Here is a 22,158-nt window from a genome sequence, read left to right as displayed (position 1 = left end):
ACGTCGGGAAGCCCTACCATTGATCCATCCTTCGCGAGCGGCTGTCTTCCCGTTTACAAAAGCAAAACAAAGGGCGAGGAAGATGGTGGCTTTCCGTGTATGCAAAGGATGTTGTCATGAAAGCTTCCTACTTCTTGGGAGTGTTGGGTCTGCTGCATGCAGGTGCCAGCCATGCCGGGTTTACCGATTACAGCCGTTGGCTGGATCTGCAGGACAGCACGGTGCAGGTCAGCGGCAGCAGCAAGCACGTGGTGATCGATGATCGCCACTATGAGCGCTTCGAGCTGGAGCTGTCCGGTATCCCGGATCGCGTGGGTGCGGGTGAGGCGGTGCTTTTCGACTATCGCCTGAATGCTCGCCTTGCGGACGGCGCGAAGCTCGCCAGCTTCTCATCCAGCCCGATGACGGTGTACGCCCGCTATTCGCAATGGGACCCGGACTTCAAGTGGCAAGGGGGCTATAACCTGCGCCTGCCTGGGCAAGTTACCAGTGCTGCCCTCTCGATCACTAACGGTACATGCGATCCGGAAGGCTATATCTGCTGGGGTTGGGGCCAATTGCCGGGCTATCAGTATGAATGGCAGGATCCCGGCCAGCATGTCGGCACCTTTGCCGCGCTATCCGCTGCCGATGTCTCTGTTTACGCCAGCTCCATCATCTTCGGCCCGGACAATGGTCCGGACAATGATCCGCTGAGCCTCGGCGTACCCAAGATCACGCTGTCCTTCCTCGCCCCCGTCTCGCCGGTGCCGGAGCCTGCGACGTATGCCTTGATGGCAGGCGGACTGGCGGCGCTACTGCTGCGGCGGCGCAGGCACCGCTGAGCGCCGGGTTCAGGGGAGGGTGCGTGGTAAACTCGCGCCATGCATCTTCACCTTGTCATTCCCCATGCGGCCTGGCCGGATCAGGCCGCCACTGTCGAGCTAACCCGCGATCTGGCCCTGCCTGCACTGAGTCAACTGCTCGGCCGGGGGCGGCGTAGCCGGCACGAGCCGGTCAGCAAGGAGCGTTGGCTGGCGCAGCGTTTTGGCCTTGACACGCTGCCGGTGGCGCCGCTCACCCTCACGACTGATCTGCCAGGCGCTCCGGTGGGCTATTGGCTGCGCGCCGACCCGGTACACCTGCGCGCCAATCGCGACGAACTGTTGCTGACCGACGCAAGCCTGCTCGATATCGGCTCGGACGAAGCAGACGCCCTCGCCAAAACGATCAACACACTGATCGCCGAGGATGGCCTGACCCTGTGGGCACCGACGCCGACGCGCTGGTACCTGCAGATGCCGGCCGACCCCCAACTTGCCACTACGCCGCTGAGCGAGGTGGTCGGCCGCAATATCGATCGCTGGCTGCCGCAAGGGCCCGATGCGCTGCGCTGGCATCGGCTGCTCAATGAAATCCAGATGTTGCTCTATACCCACCCGGTGAACGATGCCCGGTTCGATACCGGCAAGCCGCAGATCAACAGCCTGTGGCTATGGGGCGGTGGCGCAACGCCATTGCCAGTGCAGCCCGAGGCGCCGGCCGACACCGTTTACAGCAACGATGCGCTGGTGCAGGCGCTGGTTGCGGCAGGCAAAGGGCGTGCGGAGCCAGTACCGGACAGCGGCAGCGCGCTCAGCGCCAACGGCATGGTGCTACTTGATGCGCTAGCGGCCGCGGTGCGTTACGGCGATGCGTATGCCTGGCGCGAGGCTTGGCTGCAGCTGGAGCGCGATTGGTTCGCGCCCTTACTCGTCAACTTGCAAGCCGGTGCACTCACCCGCTTGGCGCTGAGTTTTCCCGAACTCGGGCTGGCGATTGAAGCGCGGCAGGCGGACCGCTGGCGTTTCTGGCGCCGGCCATGCCTGCCGTGGAGCGCAGGCGCATGACGCAGATCCGTACCCGCGCGGTACCCGATGCGCTCGCCGCGCAACTGAGTGCCGCCGGCCTGTCGTCGCTCGAAGCGCGGCTCTATGCCGCGCGCGGCATTGCCAGCCGGGACGAGCTCGATTACGAACTGGCACGCCTGCAACCGTTCCAGCAGCTCAAGGGCATCACCGATGCAGCCGAGCGGCTGGCTGATGCCATTGCCCGCCACGAACGCATCCTGATCGTGGCCGACTACGATGCCGACGGCGCCACCGCTTGCGCCACCGCCGTGAAGGGGTTGGGCCTGATGGGCGCCATCGTCGACTTCGTCGTACCCAATCGCTTCGAGTACGGCTATGGGCTGACGCCGGAAATCGTCGCTCTGGCAGCGCAGAAAAAACCGCACCTCATCGTCACCGTCGACAACGGCATCGCCAGCACCGCTGGCGTGGCCGCCGCGCGCGCACGCGGCATCGACGTGCTGGTCACCGATCACCACTTGCCGGGCGAAACCTTGCCCGATTGCATCATCGTCAACCCCAACCAGCCCGGTTGCAGCTTTCCCAGCAAGCACCTCGCGGGGGTCGGCGTGATGTTCTACGTGCTGATGGCGCTGCGCGCCGAACTGCGGCGGCGTGGTAGTTTCGCAGCCGGTGGCGAACCCAATCTCGCGCAGCTGCTGGATCTGGTTGCGCTGGGTACCGTTGCCGACGTCGTGCGGCTCGATGCCAACAATCGCATCCTGGTCGAGCAGGGCCTCAAGCGCATGCGCGCGGGCAGGGCGAGTGCCGGCGTATTGGCGCTGTTCAACGCCGCGGGACGCAGCCCGTTCAAGGCCAGCTGCTTCGATCTGGGCTTCACGCTGGGGCCGCGCCTGAATGCGGCCGGCCGGCTCGACGACATGAGCCTGGGCATCGCCTGTCTGCTGGCGGACAACGAAGCGGCTGCGCTGCCGCTGGCGCGCGAGCTCGACCAGATGAACCGCGCCCGGCGCGAGATCGAATCGGGCATGCGTGACGAAGCCGAGGCAGTGCTCGCCACCATGGCGGTCGATCACAGTCATTCGATCTGTTTGTTCCGGCCGGATTGGCACCAGGGCGTGGTCGGTATCGTCGCCAGCCGGGTCAAGGATCGCTTTCACCGGCCGACGCTGGTCTTTGCCGAGGCGAGCGATACCGAAATCAAGGGATCAGGCCGCTCGATTCCGGGCCTGCACCTGCGCGATGCACTCGATCTGGTTGCCAAGCGTCATCCCGAGCTCATCCTCAAGTTCGGCGGTCACGCCATGGCGGCTGGGCTCAGCCTGCGACCGGGTGATGTCGAGCGCTTCGCCGCAGCGTTCGAGACCGTTTGTGCGGAGCTGTTACCGACCGAAGCGCTGACGCGGGTGATCGAAACCGACGGCGGGCTTGAGGCCGGCGACTACGCGATGGATGTGGCCGAGACGCTGGAGCGGCAGGTGTGGGGGCAGGGTTTTCCCGCGCCGCGCTTTGCCGATGCGTTCCGGGTGCTGGAACAAAGGGTGGTCGGCGAGCGTCATCTCAAGCTCAAGCTGCGCAACCGCTATGGCCAGGTGATCGAAGCGATGCGCTTCCAGCATGCTGAGCCGCTGCCGGTCGATATCCAGGCGGTGTTTGCGCTCAGCGTGAACGAATTCCGGGGCGAACGGATGTTGCAGTTGATGATCGACCACTGCGAGTAAGGTAGGCTAGCAGGCAGCGGCGCCACAGAGCGCGGCACACATAGGATGGAGCTTATGAAGGCAAAGGCCCTGCTGTTGAGCGCGTTGTTCGCGGCGCCAGCGTTCGGCGTGCTGATGACGCCGTCGGAAGCCGAGAAGACCGGCGATATGGCATGTACGCCGCTGCCGTCCGGCATGCTCGATTGCGTACCGATCGCAGCGCCCAAACCCGGTCCCAGCAATGACCCGGCCATCCAGCCTTTGCCTGCCATCCAGTACCCCGGCGAGCAGTTTCCACCCCCGACGGCAGAAGCTCCCATCCTGCCAGCGCTCGATCCGGTGCCGCCGCAGCTCAAGAGCAACCGCCTGATCATCGGCTGGGACATCGGCTTTGGCACGCCAGCACAATGGTGGGAAATCTGGGACAACGGCAACCGCATCGTGCGCACCAGCCAGTTCACCCAGCGACGCATGGACCAAGGTGGCGCCGAAGGGGCCGAGCGCGTGGGCGAGGTGCAGCTTGTCGCGATCCAGAGTGGTGTCTATACGCTGACCGATTTGGCTGAAGGGCGGCATGAGCTGGAAATTCGGCTATGCAACGCAGGGCTCGACGGCAAGCCTTTGTGCACGCCGATCAAGGCCAGTACTTGGGTGGGGCAGGGTACGAGTGGTGATGAGCTGTCCGGCCCGCCCAGCGCTCCTGAGCTGGAATGGCTGCCGCAGATCACCACCGGCGAGGCGATCGAGCTGGCGTGGAATGTGTGGTGGGGCACGCCGGGTAGCTATTGGCAGGTTTACGACGGTGATCGGCGCCTGTTCGAGTCCACCAGCTTCACTGATTCCACTCCCAACAGCCAGTCCGGCCGAATGATACTCGCCAGCTTGCCGCAGGGCTTGCATGCGCTGACCGTCAAGCTGTGCAGCAAGCTTGAATGCACCCCCAGCCGGCCGGCGCGGGTAGAGGTGCTGCTTCCGCCACAGGGCGAAGTCGTACCAATCGTCACGGTCAAATCGAGCACTCCGGACACGGTGTTGCTGCAATGGTCTGTGCCACAAGCCGCTCTCAGCGCCATGCCAGAACGCTGGAGCTTGCGTGATCCGGCTGACGCGGTGATCGGCGAAGCGCGCAGCGACGTACGCAGTTGCCAGAAAAACGATCCCAAGCTGGCTGGCGTCAGCGTGGCAAGCTATTGCGGTGAAACGCGGCTGGCGCTGGTCGAGCAGACCGAGCCGGTGCGAGTGGAAGTGTGCGTGAAGGATCTGTGCAGCAAGAGCGATGCCGTTGATCTCCTGACCGCGATCCAACCCGCCATGGCCAAGCCCACTGCCGTGCCGGCTACGCCGTCATCCACCGCAACGGACACGCCTCCCAGCACCAACGCGCCGCAGGAAACCACACGCGGCCGCTTTGTGGTACCGGATGCCGCGCTCGATCAATTGCTGGACGAGGCTACCCTGACCAGCGGAACCCGTAACCGCCGTTGAGGACGATGCAATCGCAACTGGTGTTCGTCTACGGCACGCTCAAGCGGGGCGGCTGGAACCATCGCTGGCTGGATGGCGCAACCTGCTTGGGTGAGGCACAGACCGTAGCGCTGTTCAGCCTTTACGCACATCAATATCCCTTTCTGGTGCGTGAACCGCGCTATCCGGTGCTCGGTGAGCTCTATGCGATCGACGACAGCACCTTGAGCAACCTCGACACCCTGGAAGGCCATCCTGACGACTACCGGCGCGAGCAGATCCCGGTTCGCGATGGGCACGGCACCCTCCATCTTGTCTGGGCGTACCTCCATTCCTCCCCGCAAGGCGGTTTGCTTGCGAACGGTTGTTTCATCGAAACCGACCGTTGATTTGCCGTTCGCCGTCAATCTCCGCTTGGCGGCGCAGCGCCAGCATGCCGTTGAAATATCAGCAAATCCGCCTGTTCCAGCATGATGAGATTAAATCCTGATTAGATCATTATTATATTTTGACATTTTCTGAAAAAGAAATTACTTGAATTTCTCCAGAATAGAAAGAAAATGGCCGGGTTAAAGCGACACAGAGCGCTTCCCGCCTCATATTCCGGAGAATCATGTTGAAAACCAGTACTTTCCACCTGGCACCCATTGCGCTGGCGTTGGGATATGTCTTTGGCATTGGCGCCGCGCAGGCGGACCCGCCGGTAGAACGCGTCCGCTATTCCTTTACCGAATATCTGTCCGACCCGCAGCATGTCGAATCGCTGCGCCGCGGCGTGGCCGAAATGAAACGGCGCAATAGCGCGCCCAAGGATTCGGCCGAATATCGCACCAGTTGGGAGTACTGGGCGGCGATGCACGGCTACTATGGCACCGGCTCCACTTCGGGAACGGTAGAGGCCGCGATGGCCGCGGCACCGGCTCAGTATCAACCCTATTATGCGTCGCTGACCAATCAGACTCCGCCGACGTCTCCGCCAGGCCTCGCGACTGAAGTGTGGGCCAAGTGCCAACACTATTCACGTTGGTTCCTGCCGTGGCACCGCATGTATCTCTACTATTTCGAGCGCGTGCTGCGGCAAGCATCCGGCGATCCGAACTTGACCCTGCCGTATTGGGACTACATCAATCCGCTGGAACGCAAGGTGCCTGCAGCCTATGGCACGCAGGCTCGTTCTGGCGTCGCGGACAACGCGCTGTTCAGTCCACTGCGTACCGCTGGCCTCAACGAAGGGACATCCCAGCTCAATAGTGGTGGTTCCAATCCGGATGGCGCATTGTCTTCCGGTGTATTCCTGACTTTTTCCAATACATTGGAAAGTACCCCTCACGGCTCCACGCATTGCTCGATTGGTTTCGGCTGCAACGCACCCTACATGGGCAAGGTGGCCGTGTCCGGGAACGACCCGCTTTTTTTCTCGCACCACGCCAATATTGATCGGTTGTGGGATTGCTGGATGCAGCGCTATGGGGCTCAGTCAAATCCGACCGACAAGGCCTGGCTCGATAAAACGTTTGTGTTTATCGACGAACTCGGCAATCGACAAACGATGTCGGTAAAGCAGATCATGGGGCCCGACTCCCCCATCGACTATCGGTACAGCAAGACGACCAATTGTTCGGTCAATCCTTTGCCGCCGGTGCCGACACCGACACCAACGCCCATTCCCACGCCGACGGTTACTCCAACGCCTACCGTCACCCCCAGCCCGACACCAGTCTTGACGCCGAGTCCGACACCGAAGCCGGCTACGCCCACCCCCAAACCGCCCACCCCAACTCCGGTTGCTCCGACGCCTGCGACTCCGACCCCGCAGCCAACCCTCACGCCAACGCCGGCCCCTGTCCCCACCCCGACGCCAGCAGGCACTGCGCGCACGGCGAGCAGCTCTACTGCGGCCACTAGCGCTGCCACGTTGGCTGCGCCCGAAAGCAAAACCACGCGGCCGATCCGTGAGCTCGGCGTTGCACCATCGCGCAATGTGCAGTTCACGCAACGGCGCAGCGCATTCAACCTGGCAGAACCGGCGGCCACCACTGCAAAGGAGCAACAGCAGCGCAAACAGCCACTGCGCGCACCGGCGCAAGGAGCCAACTACGTCCTGGTGCTGGAGGATTACGCAGTGAAGGGCGCACCGGGCGTGCAGTTCGAGATTTATCTCGCACCGCGCGGCAAACCTTCGCTGAAGATCTATGCCGCAACGCTGAGCTTCTTCGGCGCCGACGAAGCGATGGCGGCCCATGCCGGCCACGAGATGCCGCCGGACAATCGTCGCCTGCCGGTTTCGCACGCGGTCCAGTCGTTGATGGATGCCGGCTACGATCCGCGCCAGTTAGTGGTCCTGGTTGAAGCCTCCACGGGCCTGACCAACGACAGCGATGCCGCGATCACGAAGCGCTTCAATTCGAAGTCACGCGTTTCCGTCGGCCGCATTCGCCTGGAGGTGGAGCAGTAAGCCGCCAAGCAGCCCATGCCATCGGCGTACGCCTGGCGGCATGGGCTGTCTTTCCCTAAGCCTGGGTTGTAAGCTCAATGGCAAAAGGGGAGCGGCTATGAATTGGAAATGGTGCTGGGCGGTGTCGTGCGCAATGCTGTCGGCGTTTTGCCAAGCGGCACCACTTACACTCACCCTGCAGGAGTACCCGCCCTTCATGGGCGAGCAGCTGCCAGCCAAGGGCATGCTGACCGAGGCCGTGGTCCGCGTATTCGAGCGCGCGGGCTATCCGGTCGAGTTGCAGTATGTGCCCAACAACCGGGCCATCGAAGCGCCACGGCAAGGTGCAGTAGATGGCAGCTTCGGCTGGGCCAGGACACCGGAGCGCGAGCGTGATCTGATGTATACCGCGCCGGTGATGTCGTTGCGCATGGTGTTCTGCCAGCGCGTCGGCGCCCAAGTACGTTGGGAGGCGCTGACGGATCTGACGCCGTATCGCATTGGCACCACGCTGGGCAATTTCTATTCAAGCGATTTCGATCGCCTCGTGCAGTCCGGCAAACTGCATACCGACAATGCGCCGTCCGATGTGGCCAACCTGAAAAAGCTGCTGGCCGGGCGGATCGACCTTTTCCCCATCGATGCGGAAGTCGGCCCCTACCTGATGTCGCGCCATCTGACTGCTGCGCAACGCGCTCGGCTCACCTGCCCGGACAAGGCCTACTGGAGCGCGCCGATGCACGTGGTGATTTCGCGCAAGCGCGCCGATGGTGCCGCCATCGTGGCGGCGTTCGACAAGGCACTCTCGCAGATGCAACTGAGCGGCGAGCTGGAGCGGCTGATCGCGGCGACGCGCCAGCGCATCCTGGCGCAGCCGCCCGCGAAATAACGCTTAAAGCGCTTCCAGCGCCAACAGTTCGGCCACGGTCTGGCGACGACGGATCAAGCTGATCGCATCGCTGTCGACCAGTACTTCGGGAATCAGCGGCCGGGTGTTGTAGTTGCTCGACATGCTGGCGCCGTAGGCGCCAGTGTCGTGGAACACCACGAAGTCGCCGATCTCGGCTGCAGGCAGGGCGCGTGGCGCCACCACGCCACCTTCCTCCTGGGTGAATACATCGCCCGATTCGCACAGCGGCCCGGCCAGCACGGTGGGGCAAGCTGAGCCGCTCCGTGGTTTGCCGGTTGCATCCAGTACCGATACCTCGTGATGGCTGCCATACATGGCCGGGCGCATCAGGTCGTTGAAGCCGGCGTCGCACAGCACGAAGTGATTGCTGCCGACATCCTTCTTGGCGCGAACCTCGGCGATCAGCTTGCCGGATTCGGCGACAAGGAAACGGCCGGGCTCGATCTCCAGGTGCACTGAATGGCCCAGGTACGCTTCGATCTGCTTGCGCGCCGTATCCCACAGGCTGAAGTAGTGCGCGGTGTCGATGCGCTCGCCATCGACCCGGTAGGGAATCGACAAACCGCCACCGGCCGAGATGGCACGGATATCGCGGCCGCTGGCCTTCACATGCTCAACCATGGCGTTGCACACCTCGGCGAGATGCCCGTAGTCGACGCCAGAGCCGATATGCATATGCAGCCCGACCAGATCGAGCCCGTGGCGCTCGATCAGGGCGTAGGCCTCGGCCAAATGCTCGTGCCAGATGCCGTGCTTGCTCTGCTCGCCGCCGGTATTGGTCTTCTGGCTGTGGCCGTGGCCGAACCCGGGGTTGATGCGCAGCCACACACGATGGCCGGGGCTGGCTTCGCCCAGTTGCTGCAGCATCTGCGGGCTGCCGGCGTTCACCGGAATGCCAAGTTCCACCACCCGGGCCAGCGTGGCATGATCGAGCAGATCGGCCGTGAACACGATGCCCGGATGCTCGCCTGCCGCGTCGTAGCCAGCCGCAACCGCGCGCTCGATCTCGCCAAGCGACACGGCATCGACCTTCACCCCGGCGGCGCGCATCAGCTTGAGGATGTGCACGTTGGAGCAGGCTTTCTGCGCGAAGCGGATGGTATCGAACTGCTGGAGCTGGCTGATACGCTCGCGGATCACCGCTGCGTCGTAGACCCAGCTGGGGGTGCCGTACTGCTGGGCGATGGCGATCAATTGCGGGCCGTTGACCGATTTCATGGCGGGGCTGTCCTGTATACGAAGTGGCGCGTATTCAAACAGAGCGCCGCCGCGTGGTAAAACGCTATTTTCTAATTGCCGATCAGCCGGGCTTATCGCCGTGTTCGATTACAAACTGCTCGAAGCGCTGGAAATGGTGGCGCGAGCCGGCAGCTTCGATGGGGCTGCCAAGCGCCTGCATCTGACGCAGTCCGCCGTGTCGCAGCGCATCCGCTTGCTGGAGGAGCGTTTCGGCGCAGTGTTGCTGGTGCGCGAGGCGCCGGTGCGGCCGACGGCAGCGGGCGAGCGCCTGCTGGCCCACGTGCGGCAGGTGAGGGCGCTGGAACAGGCACTGGAAGCGCAGGTGGACGGCGAGGCCGGCTGGCAGACCATCCGCATCGGCGTGAATGCCGACAGCCTGGCGATCGGGCTGATCCCGGCACTGGCGGCGGTGCTGCGCCAGCACCGCATCCTGCTCGATTGCGTGGTGGACGACGAGTCGTACACGCTCGATCTGCTGAAATCCGGCGAAGTCGGCGGCTGCATCAGCACGCAGGCCCAGGCCGTAGCCGGTTGCGAAGTGGTCTCGCTGGGTGCCTTGCCGTATGTCTTCGTCGCCACTCGCGCTTTTGCCCATCATTTCTTCATTGCCGGCGTCACCAAGGAGGCGCTGGAACAGGCGCCAGCCGCTGTCTACGGCCAGAAACAGAGCCTGCACCGGCGCTGGCTGCGCGATCTTCACGGCCTGGAGGATGGCGGCTATCCCTGCCATGCCATTCCCGATTCCAGCGCGCTGTTCGCCGCGGCCTGCGCGGGCGTCGCCTATGCGGTGGTGCCGCGGGTACAAGCCATCGCAGCGCTTGCCGACGAAGCACTGGTCATGCTCGATGTGCCGCCGCTACCCATCCCGTTGTACTGGCACCACGCAGCTCGGCAGAACAACGCCGCTACCGCGCTGACCGAGGCCATCCAGGAATTCGCTGCACGCCTGCTCACCGCCTAACCCGTTCCACGCCTCGCCATGCTCCCTCGTCTCGTTTTTCTCGATCGCGCCACCTTGCCCACTGCGCTGCGCCAACCTGCTTTCGATCACGAATGGCTGGAATACGCGCACAGCACGCCGCAGGAGGCCGCCGAACGCCTCGCTGGCGCCCAGGTCGCCATCACCAACAAGGTGCCGATCACCGCGGCGACGCTGGCAGCAGCGCCTGATCTGAAGCTGGTTGCCGTTGCCGCTACCGGCTACAACATCATCGACCTCGCAGCGTGTCGCCAGCGCGGTGTGGCCGTGTGCAACATCCGCGACTACGCCATCCACGGCGTGGCCGAGCACACGCTGATGTTGATGCTGGCGCTGCGGCGGCAATTGCTGGCGTATCGCGCGGACGTGATTGCAGGCGCGTGGCAGCAGGCGACAGGTTTCTGCCACTTTGGTGCGCCAATGCACGATCTGGCCGGCAGCCGTCTCTGCCTGATCGGCGCGGGCGCCCTGGGCCAGGCCACGGCCCAGCTGGCGCGCGCTTTTGGCATGGCAGTGTACTTCGTCGAGCGCCGTGGTACGTCCGTAGCACGGCCGGGATATCTTGATCTCGATACGGCGCTGGCCACCGCGGACGTCCTCAGCCTGCATTGCCCGTTGAACAACGAGACACGCGGATTGATCGGTGCGGCCGAACTTGCGCGCATGAAATCGAGTGCGATCATCATCAACACCGCGCGTGGCGGCCTGGTCGATGAGGATGCATTGCTACAGGCACTGCAGCAGCAACGGATCGCCGGCGCGGGGCTGGATGTACTGCGCGAGGAACCGCCACGCGGCGACCATCCCTTGCTGGCCGTGCAGCTGCCCAACCTGATCATCACACCGCACATGGCATGGGCTAGCACCGAAACCATGGCCACGCTGGCCGAACAGCTGATCGGCAATATCGAGGCTTACTTCTCGGGCAACCCGCGCCATCTGCTGTAGATCATCAATGGGCGGCGTGGCTTGGCCCGCTTGCGCTGGCGTATCTCCAGCAGGGCCACGGTACTGACGACCAACAGTGCCAGCGCCTCTATTCCCAGGACCTCGAGCGAAGCGAGTGCGGGTGCTTCGAAGCTCTGGTGCTGGACGGCGACAGTGTTCGCGGTTTCCATAGGTCTGCTCCTGCGCGGGTCACGGGCTGCGTTGTATGGAACGACTCTAGCGCTGCCATCCGTGGCTTGCCTGATACGATCCGCAAGCTCAATTTTCAAATACGGAAAGCAGAATTGCGCGCACAAGATGACGAAGCATGTTCCGAAGCAACGCTACGTCAAGAGACTGTCGAACATGCAGTAAAACGCTGATTTATGATGCTGAATCGATAGCTTCGCTTCAGCATGCATCGCACTTGCTGTTGCCACACTTGCTCAGGCTTCCGACTTTGTCAGCGAGCTTGGAGGCGTGAATGTAGTGAAAGAAGAGAAACTACGAAACCAAGCTGATGAACGGAGCTATTGGGTGGCGCGGCGGCGCACGCATACGCGCAACAGCGGCATGCGGCGTAGCCGCGACACAAGCGCTACTGTCTGGATTGCTTCCTATAAGAGCGTCTGCGCCAGCGTCACCAGTTCCGGCTCGCCCACCCATACAGCGATCGCGGAGTAATTGTCCATCTGCGCGGATTGGGTAACGCGATGGGCAAGCAGCGTTACCCAGTCTTCGGCACTGCCGGCCAGCCGAAGCTGGGCTTCGATGTCCTGCTCGCTCAACGTCTGCCAGAAGCCGTCGGTACATAGCAGATAGGCGTCGCCGTCGTGCATCGGCCAGGCGCTGGCAAGGTGGCTGGGGCTGAGGGTGCCGCGCCCCAGGGCTTGGCTCAGGAGGTTGGGGCTGATGTGATCGGCGGGCAGCCCAGCGGCGGCCATCTGGGCGACTAGGCTGTGGTCACGCGTGCGTTGCTGCAGCGTGCCGCGACGGAACTGGTACAGCCGGCTGTCACCGACATGCACCCAATGCACGAACCCTGCCACGCGATCGATGAAGAGGCCCACCAGCGTGGCCGCCATCCGCGCCTGATCGGCCTTGCGCAGTTGCTCGGTAAGGATGGCCGCGTGAGCCGCTGCCACACTGGCTTGCGCCAGCTTTTCCAGCTGGCGTTGGGATTGATGCTCGAACTGCTGCAGCGCACCTTGTACTGCCAGGCGGGCGGCGACACCGCCACCCCGTTCTCCACCCACGCCATCGCACAGGATGAAGCAGGCATCGTGCTCGCGGATGCGGATGCCGATCGCGTCTTCATTGCTGGGACGTCCACCAGCCTGGGAGGTGCGCGCACAACTGAGCTTCAGCATGGGCCGGCCCCTTTGCGCTGCAGCTTGTAGAGCTGCACTTCGGCTTCATAGGCAGCGAGGAAAGCGGCCCCGAACACGCGATGGAAGTCGTCCTCCACCGCGGCGACCATGGTCCGGTGTAGCTGGCGATATTCGCGCCAGGCCTGGCCATCCCGTCCTCCCTTGAACAGCTGGGCCATGCCGCTCGCCGGTGCCATATGTCGTTCGACCCCGGCTGGGTCGAGCTGGTCGAGCAGCTGGCTCAGCGCGGCGCGCATGCCGGCCAGCATGCCGATCTGGTGCGCCTGCAAATCATCGAATGCATCGTCGATCGCCTGCTCGGGTGACATGAAGCCGGGGAATGGCGGTCCGAACATCTGTTTGAGCACGGTGGCTGAATCCGGCAGCAGCTTGAGGGGGTTGTTCTCCTTGTCGAGGATCATGGTGAGGTCGGCCTTGACCTCGCGCTTGATGATGGTGCGGCTCGACAACAGGTTCATCGTGCCGCCCAGCGTCCGATCAAGCAGCGCCTGCACGCGTTGCAACTGTTCGGCATCCATGTCGGCACTTGGCTGCGCTGCCGGAACGGATGCTTGCACCGATGGTGGCGCGACGGGTGCGGCGGCTTCCTGGTGCTTCGGCGCCCCCTTGGCGTGATCCGTTGCTGGCGCAACCGTGGCTGGCTGAACTGGCGGGGCTATTACTTGCTCAACAAGCGGAACTGCAAAATGCGTGCGCAATTCGGGGGCGTGATTTGGCGCCGGCTTGGCGGTCCGTGCGGTGGGCGAGAGGCCGAGTCCATCCGGGGCATGGGAAGTCGTCTCGAACAGCACGTTGCCGCCGCCTTCTGCCTCGCCGAACAGCGCAAGCGGATCCACACTTTGGACGCTGAGCGCCGCGAGCGCATCCAGCGCGACGTGCTGCTCGGCGGATTTTGCTGCGGGTACAGGCTCCGGGGCGAGCGGGGATTCGAGACTCCGTGATGCAAAGGTGGCCGGCGCTGGCGGCGGGGTGAACTCGGCGACCAGATCGTCCCAGAAGTGTGCCGGCGGCAAGGCGGCTGGCGCTGTAGAAGCTGCCGGCTCGAGTGCCTCAGGCGCTGCCATTTCCGGCAAGGCTGAAGCGGGCTCCGCATCTTGAGCAACATCAGCCGGTGGCGCCGACGACAGCGGGGCTGCCTGGGCGAACAAATCCATGAACCCGTCAGCATGGGCAGGCGAGATGGGGTCAATCACGACAGGCGCTACTGGGTGGGGAAGTGCCACAATAGCGGGAAGATCGGGGCTGACCGGCGACGGGATGCTCGCAATGTCAGGTCGCCCTTGCGGGCGCTCACTGGCTGCTTCCGGAGGCGATGGCACGGCGCCTTCCGGGGATTCTGCAAGGATGAGGTAGCTGCCGATGCGGATGGTGTCACCTGGCGCCAAGCGCTGCTGCGCCTGTTGCTCCAGCCCGACGTCGTTGATCACGATGGGGCAGACGGTACTCATGTTGCGTAGCTGTATGCCGTCGCTGCCACACTGCAGCGCGGCTTGCAGCCGCGAAATCTGTCGTGTTTCGTCCGCCAGCACCAGATGGTTGTCGTTGCCACGGCCGATGGTGATTCCCGGCGGATGCACCGTGATGCTGATCGGTGGGTCAACCGTTAGTCCGCGATGTTCGAGCACAGTCAAACGCATGCTGGCGATTCCTTCTTAGCTGCTGGATAGGCCACCGAGGAGTGGCTTCACAGGTTGGCTTGCTTGCGTGCCGACTCGAACACCGGCCCCCAGATCGGATGATGCCTTTCCGATTCCGAAAGCTTGAATCCGGGATCCAGCGACAGGATCTTGACGAATTCGGCGTGGCAGAACGAGGGCTTGCCGCTGCTGCAATAGCTGAACGCCAGCAGCTTGTGCGCCTCCACCTGGGTATCGGTACGGGCGAGGTTGATCTCGCTGGCCCCGCTCAACACCTTGATCGCAGCGGCGAAGTTGCCGGCTTCGTACTGGCGGGAACCCTGGTCGAGGGCGGCCTGTGCCGCCTTCTGTGCCGCCGGGTTGATGGCCTGGGTTGGGCCGGGCCTGCTGGGGCTCTGGCAGGCAGTAAGCAAAACCGCACAAAAAAACGGTGTGAACGAATAAACGAGAAAATTGGCTTTCATGGGCAATTGTCTGGCAAGACCATATTCCGGAATGGAATCGGCAGTATACAAAAGCACGCGCGGCTGCGGATTGATGTGTGCAATCCAGGCTTTATCCACGCACGCGTTTAGTGTGCCCTGATATCGTTGTCTAGCCTTTTGCATGAAATTTTCATGACCCACCGCACAACCCGGTAAAAACCCCGTTCATCAAATCCGTCATGGAACGGTATTGAAGCTGCCATAAATCCCGCATAGCCTTTGCCCCGTATTCAAGCGGGAATCCTGCCGCAACGTAGGCAAATTCAGCTTGAATCAGAGTTGGCTTATTTGCAAATTGCATATCGCTCGTCCGAGCTACGACGGATGATGGATTCGTGCTGCCCAGAATATGACTGAATGAGAAATTTACTCAAGTTTATCAGTGTATTAGCGTGTTTTTCTCTTGCCTTCCTGCTGTCGGGGTGCGCATCGACCGCTCGTTCTGCCGCCATTCCATACCAAGTGGATATTGCCGCGGCAAAGAATGTGAACCCGGATGCGCGCAGGCGGCCGTCGCCCATTGTGGTGAAGGTGTTCGAATTACGTGCCGCAGCTGCTTTCGAATCGAGTGATTTCTTCAGTTTGCAGGAAAAGCCGGAATCCGCATTGGGTGCGGAATTGATCGCCGTGGAGCGCGTGATATTGCGCCCGGGCGAAACGAAGTCGATTGCGAGGCCTGGCAATCTGGATGCGCGTGCCATTGGCATTGTGGCCGAATATCGTGCACTGGAATCGAGTCATTGGCGGCAGGTGGTTGAATTGCCGCAGCCCAAGCAATTGAATCTGTATAAATTCTGGCAGACCTCTCCGGATCGCATGATCGCGCGTATCAATATCAAGGATGGTGGCATTGAATTGCTGCCGGCGGCAAAGTAGCCATGAAGCCGCACGACCCGCTTCCCGCCGTAGCCAGCAGCCTGCGTCAGCGTGTGGTCTGGACCGAGGGCATGTTCCTGCGTCCTCACCATTTCCAGCAGCTGGAACGTTATCTCGAGCACTACGTACAGGCGCGCAGCCTGCCGTTGCAAGGCTTCCATTGGGGCTGGCTCAAGCTGGAGCTAGATCGTCAGGCGCTTGCGCTCGGCAGGGTTGCCTTGGCTGCCGGAGCCGGTGTCATGCCGGACGGCACGCCTTTCTCGTTCGAGGTTGATGCGGCACCCGCAGCCCTGGAAATCCCCGTCGACTGCAAGGATGAAACGGTGGTGCTGGCCCTGCCGCTTTGGCGCGCAGGCAGTGAGGAAATCGCGTGGCGCGACGATAGCCAACGCGGCTGGGCGCGCTATCAGGTTGCCGATTTTGAAATCCAGGATGCGAATGCCGCTGCATTCGGCCCGGCCGTATTGCAGGTGGGGCAGCTCGATCTGCGATTGATGCCTGCATCTGCACTCAATGGTGATTGGCTGGCGATTGGCGTGGTGCGGGTATTGGAGCGGCGTCGTGACGGCGTGGTGGTGCTGCAGGACGATTACCTGCCGCCGCTATTGTCCGCCACTCGACATCCGGTATTGCGCGGTTGGCTCGATGAGCTGCATGGGTTGTTGCAGCAACGTGGCGACGTGCTGGCCGAGCGACTGACCCAACCTGGTCGGGGCGGCGTGGGCGAAATTGCCGACTTCCTGATGCTGGAACTCGTCAATCGCTATACCGCCGTCACCTGGCATGCCGGGCAGGCGGCGGTGCTGCATCCCAGCCAGTTGTTCGGCGATTGGCTCAAGCTTGCTTGCGATCTCGCCACCCACACCGCAGCGCGACGACGGCCGGATGTGCTGCCCGAATATCGCCACGATGACCTGCGTGCCACCTTCCTGCCGCTGATGGCGGAATTGCGACGCGCACTATCCACGGTGCTGGAACGGCACGCCATTCCGATTGCGCTGCAGGACCGGGGCAACGGCGTCCGCGTGGCGCAGATTCCGTCGATGGAATTGTTGCAGCAGGCTGGTTTTGTATTGGCGGTTGGTGCCGACATGCCGGCCGACGCCCTGCAAACGCGCTTTCCGGCACAGCTCAAGCTGGGTGCGGTCGAACGCATCCGCGATCTGGTGTTGCTGCAGCTACCCGGGATTCCGGTGCGCAGCCTGCCGGTGGCGCCACGCCAACTGCCGTATCACGCCGGCTTCAGCTATTTCGAGCTGGAGAAGGGCGGGGAATTCTGGAAGCAGCTGGAAAAATCGGGCGGGTTGGCATTGCACGTGGCCGGTGATTTCCCAGGCCTTGCGATGGAATTCTGGGCGATCCGCACATGAGCCACACTGCCGATACCCTGTTCGATCCACTGGCGCAGCCTGCCGGCTTCGTCCCTCCGAATCCGGGCGCCGCCGCCCACGGTTACGCCCCAGGCGCCCAAGCCCCGATGCAGCGCATCATCAGCGGCAGCAATCCGCTGGTGGCCGCGGCCAACCCGCTGCTCAATCTGGTGCCGCAGATCCGCACCACCGTGCAGCATCCCGATCCGGCGCGCCTGCGCGCGCAATTGCTCGAGGAGATCCGCCAGTTCGAAGTGCGCGCCCGTGAGGCCGGCATTGCCGCCGAAACCATCATTGGCGCCCGCTATTGCCTGTGCACCACGCTGGATGAGGCTGCCACGCTGACACCCTGGGGTGGTGGTGGTGTCTGGTCGGCGCATAGCCTGCTCGTTACCTTCCACAACGAAACCTGGGGCGGCGAGAAGTTCTTCCAGCTGCTGGGGCGCTTGTCGCAGCAGCCGCAGCAGCACATCGATCTGCTGGAGCTGCAGCTGTTTTGCCTGCTGCTCGGCTTCGAAGGGCGCTACCGCGTGGTGGACCAGGGCCGTGCGCAGCTCGATGCATTGCGCCACCGGCTGGTACAGATGGTCCGCCATGTGCGTGGCGAGCCGGCTATGGCACTGTCGCCGCATTGGCATGATCCGGCGGCGGCCCCCAAACCGGTGCAGCGGGTGCTGCCGGTGTGGGTGGTCGTAGCGGCGGCTACGCTGCTGTGCCTGCTGGTCTTCATCGGCTTGCAATGGGCATTGGCCAGCCGCTCCGACGATGTATTTGCCGGGATCGACCGGCTGCGGTTACCCCGGTTGCTGACTGCGGCACCGGTGATCAAGCCGGTGGCCCCACCACGGCTGGCTCAGCTGCTGGAGCCGGAGATCCGCGACAAGCTGGTCACGGTGCGGGATGAATCGGATCGCAGCGTGGTGGTGCTGCGCGGCGACGGGCTGTTCGAATCGGGCGAGGCGGGGTTGATCGAACGCTATCGGCCATTGCTGGCGCGAATCGGCGATGCGCTCAACACCGTCGACGGCACGGTGCTGGTGATGGGCTACACCGATGATGTGCCGACGCGCGGCCTGCGCTTTGCCTCCAACTGGGAGCTGTCGCAAGCGCGGGCGGATACGGTGCGACAACAGCTGCAGGCGCGTTTGACCAAGCCGGGCCGGGTGCGCGCCGAGGGGCGAGGTGCCGCCGATCCCGTCGCGCCCAACGATACGCCGGGCAACCGCGCGCGCAATCGCCGCGTCGAGATCACCGTGCTGGTGCCGCCGGGTAGCGCTGGAACGGAGGTCAGGCGATGAACCGGCTGTTCGACCTGCTGGGCCGGGCCACGGCCATGGTCTTCAATCGCCAGTTGTGGGTGCTGCTCGGGCTGATCGTGCTGGCCTGCCTGATCTGGCTGCTCGGGCCGCTGATCGCGATTGGCCGTTACCGGCCGCTGGAGCCCGAATGGGTGCGCTGGCTGCTGATCGTCGCCCTGTTCGCGATTTGGCTGGCGCGCGTGCTGTATCGCACCTGGCGCGCCGCGCAGCTCAATGCCCAGTTGCTCAACCAGATCCGCGCGCCGGCTGCAGAGGCCCGCGCGGCCGAGGTCGCGACCAATCCGCATCTGGCGGAGCTGGGCCAGCGCTTCGACGAGGCCGTCGAGCGGCTGAAGACCGCCCGCTTCGTACCTCAGGGCAAGGGGGCCGCACGCTGGCTGGATCGCTTCTCGCAGCAATACCTGTATCAGCTGCCGTGGTATGTGTTCATCGGCGCGCCGGGCTCGGGCAAGACTACGGCGCTGGTCAATGCCGGGTTGGAGTTCCCGCTGGCCGATCATTTCGGCAAGGCCGCGATCCGTGGTGTGGGCGGCACCCGCAACTGCGACTGGTGGTTCACCAACGAGGCGGTGCTGATCGATACCGCCGGCCGCTACACCATGCAGGAGAGCAACCGCGAGCAGGATCAGGAGGAATGGCAAGGCTTCGTCGGCCTGTTGAAGCGATTCCGCGCCCGCCAGCCCATCAATGGCGCGATCCTCACCATCAGCCTGGCCGATCTCTTGGGCGCCGGTGAGCAGGAGCGCACCCAGCACGCGATGACACTACGCAAGCGGCTGCAGGAGCTGCGCGGCGAGTTCTGTATTGCTTTCCCGGTCTACGTGCTGGTGACCAAGGTGGATCTGCTGGCCGGCTTCACCGAGTATTTCGCCCAGCTGGGCCGCGAAGGACGCGGCCAGGTGTGGGGCGTGACCTTCCCGCTGGCGACCACCAGCCAGCCGGGCTTCGATCTGCAGCGCGCGTTCGCAGCCGAATACGAGCTACTGTTGCAACGGCTCTATGCCGGCCTGCCCGAGCAACTGCTGGCCGAGCACGACCCGCGCCAGCGCGAGCTGGCCTACCTGCTGCCGCAGGAATTCGCCGGCCTGCAAGGGCTGCTGGGCCAGTTCCTCACGCAGGTGTTCGCCGAATCGCGCTTCGAAGAGCGGGCGCTGCTGCGCGGCGTCTATTTCACCAGCGGCACCCAGGAAGGCACGGTGTTCGACCGGGTGATGGGTGGCATCAAGCGCTTCCTGCAAATCGATGGCCGTGCTTATGCACCGCAGGTCGGTGAGCCCGGGCGCAGCTTTTTCCTGCGCAGCCTGATGCAGGACGTGATCTTCAAGGAGGCGGGGCTCGCCGGCCACAACGAGCGCTGGCAGCAACGGCGGCGCTGGGCACGGCGCGCCGGCTATGCGGCGGCGGCCGTCGCATCGGTGGCGTTGCTGCTGGGCTGGCTGGTCAGCTATCGCCACAACCAGCAATACATCGACGAGGTGGCGGCCAAGCTGCCACAGGTCGCCGCGCGTATCGCCGTGGTCAAGGTGAACGAGCGCAGTGCCGCCACGGCGCTGATGCCGGCGCTCGACGAATTGCGTGCCTTGCCGGCCAGTGCCCGCTTCGACGTGAACCATGCGCCGCTGGGCCACCGGCTTGGCCTCTACCAAGGTGACAAGCTGATGGCCGCCGCCGACGGCGCCTACGGCCATGCGCTCGAGGATGCGCTGCTGCCGCTGATGGCGCGGCGGCTGGAAGAAGGCCTGCGCAATGCGCCGGCGGGGGACCTGGAGTTTTCCTACGGGTCGCTCAAGGCCTATCTGATGCTGTACGACGCGGCGCACTACGACGCCGACTTCCTGCAGGCCTGGTTGTCCTTCGATATCGAGCGCAGCCTGGGGCGCGACATCACCCGCGCGCAACGCGCCGCACTGCGTCAGCATCTGGCGCGATTGTTCGCCGAGCGCGCGGTCAGCTCGCCCTATGCCAAGGATGATGCGCTGGTGGCGCAGGTGCGCGAGCGCCTGCGAGGCCACACGCTGGCCGAGCGCAGCTACAGCGGCATGCGGCGCGCACTGCTGCACGACGCGACGTTGCCGGGCTTCAACGCGGTGGAGGTGGTCGGCCCGCAGGCGACGCTGGTATTCGCCCGGGCCAGCGGCACCAGCCTCAATCGCGGCGTGCCCGGCCTCTATACCTACCGCGGCTACTGGCAGGGTTTTGCCCCGCGCGTCGAGCGTGATGTAGCGAGCCGCGCACGGGAGGAGACTTGGGTGCTGGCGCTGCGCCAGCCGCAGATCACCGGCCCGGAATCGCAGGCCAACTGGGTGCGCGAGGTCAAGCGGCTCTATTTCGCCGACTACATCGCTGCGTGGGAGGGCTATCTTGCCGACCTGCGGCTGCGCAGCAGCCCCACGCTGGCACAGAACATCCAGGTGGCGCGTACGCTGTCGGCGCCCGATTCGCCGCTGTTGCGGCTGATGAGCGCCGCTTCGCGCGAAACGACTTTGCTGCGCGACAGCAAGGACGACGAACGCAACCTGATCGAACAAGCGCGCGACAAGGTAGGCGCCACCCGCGAATCGCTGGTCGATCTCTTTGGCGAGCCGGAGTCCGCCGAACCCGCGGTAGCCGGCAAGGCAGAGCGCCCCGAGCAGGTGGTCGACAACCGCTTCGCCGCGCTGCGCCAGTTCGTGCAGCCCGGCCCCAACGGCACAGCCGCGCCCATCGATGCCGTGCGGGAAACGCTGAACGAGTTCTACACCTACCTGACCGCGACCGATGCCGCGTTGCGCGACGGCAGCGCGCCGCCCAGCGACGAAGTGCTCAGCCGCATCCATGCCGACGCAGGCCGCCTGCCGTTGCCGTTCCGCGGCATGCTGGGCGAGCTTGCGAGCGCTTCGGACAGCCATGTGGCCCAGCTGGTGCACCAGCAACTGGGTCGTAACGCAGCGGCCACCATTGGCGATTTCTGCCGCCAGGCCGTGAGCGGACGCTATCCACTGGTGCGCGGCTCAGCGCGCGACATGACCACGGGCGATTTTGCCCAGCTGTTCGCGCCGGCCGGCCTGATGGACGACTTCTTCCAGAAGAACCTCGCCAGCCAGGTCGATACCGCCGCGCGCCCCTGGCGCTTCAAGGGCGAGGGCGGTCAGACGGCGGGTTATCTGCCGGCGTTCGAGCGCGCTGCGGTGATCCGCGATGTCTATTTCGCCGGCGGCGCGCGCACGCCGACGATCCGCGTCGAGCTCAAGCCCTTGCAGATGGACGCCAACATCTCGCAGATCGTGCTCGATATCGACGGTCAGATCGTGCGCTATGCACATGGCCCGCAGGTGCCGATGCAGGTGCAGTGGCCGGGGCCGCGTGGCAGCAACCAGGTGCGCGTGCAGGTCACCGGCGTTGGCAGCGTTGGCGGTGGCTTCGTCACCGAAGGCCCGTGGGCGCTGCACCGCCTGTTCGATCGGGCGACGTTGTCCCCCGGCCGGGTGCCGGAGCAGATGATCGCCACCTTCGATCTGGGCGGCAGCAAGGTGACGTTCGAAGTCACCGCATCAAGTGTGCGCAGCCCGTTCCGGCTGGCGCAGCTCGAATCGTTCTCCTGCCCGGGGCGCACATGAAC

The 22,158-nt window shown here is 64.0% G+C and carries 18 protein-coding genes; 13 read left to right on the top strand and 5 right to left on the bottom strand.

Annotation, left to right across the window (positions count from 1 at the left end; all coding sequences use genetic code 11):
- Positions 1-116 precede the first annotated feature (116 nt).
- From FLM21_RS21120 to FLM21_RS12035, 7 genes are all read left to right on the top strand, one after another.
- Positions 117-824, top strand: a complete 708-nt coding sequence (locus FLM21_RS21120; RefSeq protein ID WP_222846694.1) for a PEP-CTERM sorting domain-containing protein — start codon at positions 117-119, stop codon at positions 822-824.
- A 39-nt stretch (positions 825-863) separates the two neighbouring features.
- Positions 864-1,868 (top strand): hypothetical protein, encoded by a 1,005-nt coding sequence (locus FLM21_RS12060; protein WP_148715799.1) that lies wholly within the window; start codon positions 864-866, stop codon positions 1,866-1,868.
- Complete coding sequence (gene recJ, locus FLM21_RS12055) at positions 1,865-3,550, top strand: single-stranded-DNA-specific exonuclease RecJ (protein ID WP_148715798.1); 1,686 nt, start codon at positions 1,865-1,867, stop codon at positions 3,548-3,550. The genes FLM21_RS12060 and recJ overlap by 4 nt, the downstream gene beginning before the upstream one ends.
- A 54-nt stretch (positions 3,551-3,604) precedes the next feature.
- Positions 3,605-5,014 (top strand): early set domain-containing protein, encoded by a 1,410-nt coding sequence (locus FLM21_RS12050; protein WP_187359880.1) that lies wholly within the window; start codon positions 3,605-3,607, stop codon positions 5,012-5,014.
- Between the two features lie 5 nt (positions 5,015-5,019).
- Entirely contained in the window at positions 5,020-5,382 is a 363-nt protein-coding gene (locus FLM21_RS12045; protein ID WP_148715796.1) for a gamma-glutamylcyclotransferase family protein, read from the top strand.
- Positions 5,383-5,606: 224 nt separating this feature from the next.
- Positions 5,607-7,448, top strand: coding sequence for a tyrosinase family protein (locus tag FLM21_RS12040; protein WP_148715795.1), 1,842 nt, complete (start codon positions 5,607-5,609; stop codon positions 7,446-7,448).
- A 97-nt stretch (positions 7,449-7,545) separates the two neighbouring features.
- Positions 7,546-8,316, top strand: coding sequence for a substrate-binding periplasmic protein (locus FLM21_RS12035; RefSeq protein ID WP_187359879.1), 771 nt, complete (start codon positions 7,546-7,548; stop codon positions 8,314-8,316).
- A 3-nt stretch (positions 8,317-8,319) separates the two neighbouring features.
- Here FLM21_RS12035 and lysA read toward each other — a convergent pair whose 3' ends face one another.
- The gene (gene lysA, locus FLM21_RS12030) at positions 8,320-9,555 is read right to left on the bottom strand and encodes a diaminopimelate decarboxylase (protein ID WP_148715793.1); all 1,236 of its coding nucleotides are present in this window, start codon (positions 9,553-9,555) and stop codon (positions 8,320-8,322) included.
- Positions 9,556-9,655: 100 nt separating this feature from the next.
- Here lysA and FLM21_RS12025 point away from each other — a divergent pair, with 100 nt between their 5' ends.
- Both FLM21_RS12025 and FLM21_RS12020 read left to right on the top strand, forming a co-directional pair.
- Positions 9,656-10,537, top strand: coding sequence for a LysR family transcriptional regulator ArgP (locus FLM21_RS12025; protein WP_187359878.1), 882 nt, complete (start codon positions 9,656-9,658; stop codon positions 10,535-10,537).
- 18 nt (positions 10,538-10,555) lie between these two features.
- Complete coding sequence (locus tag FLM21_RS12020) at positions 10,556-11,503, top strand: D-2-hydroxyacid dehydrogenase (RefSeq protein ID WP_148715791.1); 948 nt, start codon at positions 10,556-10,558, stop codon at positions 11,501-11,503.
- Here the strand turns inward: FLM21_RS12020 and FLM21_RS12015 are convergent.
- The 4 genes from FLM21_RS12015 to FLM21_RS20835 all read right to left on the bottom strand — a co-directional run bounded on the left by FLM21_RS12015 (position 11,470) and on the right by FLM21_RS20835 (position 15,136).
- Positions 11,470-11,673 carry a hypothetical protein gene (locus tag FLM21_RS12015; RefSeq protein ID WP_148715790.1) on the bottom strand — a complete coding sequence of 68 codons (204 nt, stop codon included), beginning with the start codon at positions 11,671-11,673 and terminating at the stop codon, positions 11,470-11,472. The two genes, FLM21_RS12020 and FLM21_RS12015, sit on opposite strands and share 34 nt — an antisense overlap.
- 426 nt (positions 11,674-12,099) lie before the next feature.
- Positions 12,100-12,852 (bottom strand): PP2C family protein-serine/threonine phosphatase, encoded by a 753-nt coding sequence (locus FLM21_RS12010; RefSeq protein ID WP_148715789.1) that lies wholly within the window; start codon positions 12,850-12,852, stop codon positions 12,100-12,102.
- Positions 12,846-14,510 carry a type VI secretion system-associated FHA domain protein TagH gene (tagH, locus tag FLM21_RS12005; RefSeq protein ID WP_148715788.1) on the bottom strand — a complete coding sequence of 555 codons (1,665 nt, stop codon included), beginning with the start codon at positions 14,508-14,510 and terminating at the stop codon, positions 12,846-12,848. The genes FLM21_RS12010 and tagH overlap by 7 nt, the downstream gene beginning before the upstream one ends.
- A 47-nt stretch (positions 14,511-14,557) precedes the next feature.
- Positions 14,558-15,136, bottom strand: a complete 579-nt coding sequence (locus FLM21_RS20835) for a TssQ family T6SS-associated lipoprotein (RefSeq protein WP_187359877.1) — start codon at positions 15,134-15,136, stop codon at positions 14,558-14,560.
- A 216-nt stretch (positions 15,137-15,352) separates the two neighbouring features.
- Here FLM21_RS20835 and tssJ point away from each other — a divergent pair, with 216 nt between their 5' ends.
- Genes tssJ through tssM form a run of 4 tightly spaced genes read left to right on the top strand, consistent with a single transcriptional unit; the run spans position 15,353 to position 22,156 of the window.
- Entirely contained in the window at positions 15,353-15,871 is a 519-nt protein-coding gene (tssJ, locus tag FLM21_RS11995) for a type VI secretion system lipoprotein TssJ (protein WP_148715787.1), read from the top strand.
- Positions 15,872-15,873: 2 nt separating this feature from the next.
- Positions 15,874-17,241, top strand: a complete 1,368-nt coding sequence (gene tssK / locus FLM21_RS11990; RefSeq protein ID WP_148715786.1) for a type VI secretion system baseplate subunit TssK — start codon at positions 15,874-15,876, stop codon at positions 17,239-17,241.
- Positions 17,238-18,539, top strand: a complete 1,302-nt coding sequence (locus FLM21_RS11985) for a DotU family type VI secretion system protein (protein WP_148715785.1) — start codon at positions 17,238-17,240, stop codon at positions 18,537-18,539. The genes tssK and FLM21_RS11985 overlap by 4 nt, the downstream gene beginning before the upstream one ends.
- Positions 18,536-22,156 (top strand): type VI secretion system membrane subunit TssM, encoded by a 3,621-nt coding sequence (tssM, locus tag FLM21_RS11980; RefSeq protein WP_148715784.1) that lies wholly within the window; start codon positions 18,536-18,538, stop codon positions 22,154-22,156. The genes FLM21_RS11985 and tssM overlap by 4 nt, the downstream gene beginning before the upstream one ends.
- Positions 22,157-22,158: the final 2 nt, after the last annotated feature.

Origin of the sequence: Chitinolyticbacter meiyuanensis (genome assembly GCF_008033135.1) — a bacterium.
Classification (GTDB): domain Bacteria; phylum Pseudomonadota; class Gammaproteobacteria; order Burkholderiales; family Chitinibacteraceae; genus Chitinolyticbacter; species Chitinolyticbacter meiyuanensis.
Note: the sequence above shows the minus strand (reverse complement) of the source record. Positions and strands in the feature narration are given on the sequence as shown.

Bases quoted from the DNA above. Each gene is read 5' to 3' on its own strand.
- tssM (WP_148715784.1), top strand. From the start codon at position 18,536: ATGAACCGGCTGTTCGACCTGCTGGGCCGGGCCACGGCCATGGTCTTC.
- FLM21_RS12015 (WP_148715790.1), bottom strand. From the start codon at position 11,673: ATGGAAACCGCGAACACTGTCGCCGTCCAGCACCAGAGCTTCGAAGCA.
- FLM21_RS12020 (WP_148715791.1), top strand. From the start codon at position 10,556: ATGCTCCCTCGTCTCGTTTTTCTCGATCGCGCCACCTTGCCCACTGCG.
- tssJ (WP_148715787.1), top strand. From the start codon at position 15,353: ATGAGAAATTTACTCAAGTTTATCAGTGTATTAGCGTGTTTTTCTCTT.
- tssK (WP_148715786.1), top strand. From the start codon at position 15,874: ATGAAGCCGCACGACCCGCTTCCCGCCGTAGCCAGCAGCCTGCGTCAG.
- FLM21_RS11985 (WP_148715785.1), top strand. From the start codon at position 17,238: ATGAGCCACACTGCCGATACCCTGTTCGATCCACTGGCGCAGCCTGCC.
- FLM21_RS12040 (WP_148715795.1), top strand. From the start codon at position 5,607: ATGTTGAAAACCAGTACTTTCCACCTGGCACCCATTGCGCTGGCGTTG.
- FLM21_RS12050 (WP_187359880.1), top strand. From the start codon at position 3,605: ATGAAGGCAAAGGCCCTGCTGTTGAGCGCGTTGTTCGCGGCGCCAGCG.
- tagH (WP_148715788.1), bottom strand. From the start codon at position 14,510: ATGCGTTTGACTGTGCTCGAACATCGCGGACTAACGGTTGACCCACCG.
- FLM21_RS21120 (WP_222846694.1), top strand. From the start codon at position 117: ATGAAAGCTTCCTACTTCTTGGGAGTGTTGGGTCTGCTGCATGCAGGT.
- FLM21_RS12045 (WP_148715796.1), top strand. From the start codon at position 5,020: ATGCAATCGCAACTGGTGTTCGTCTACGGCACGCTCAAGCGGGGCGGC.
- FLM21_RS12035 (WP_187359879.1), top strand. From the start codon at position 7,546: ATGAATTGGAAATGGTGCTGGGCGGTGTCGTGCGCAATGCTGTCGGCG.
- recJ (WP_148715798.1), top strand. From the start codon at position 1,865: ATGACGCAGATCCGTACCCGCGCGGTACCCGATGCGCTCGCCGCGCAA.
- lysA (WP_148715793.1), bottom strand. From the start codon at position 9,555: ATGAAATCGGTCAACGGCCCGCAATTGATCGCCATCGCCCAGCAGTAC.
- FLM21_RS12010 (WP_148715789.1), bottom strand. From the start codon at position 12,852: ATGCTGAAGCTCAGTTGTGCGCGCACCTCCCAGGCTGGTGGACGTCCC.
- FLM21_RS12060 (WP_148715799.1), top strand. From the start codon at position 864: ATGCATCTTCACCTTGTCATTCCCCATGCGGCCTGGCCGGATCAGGCC.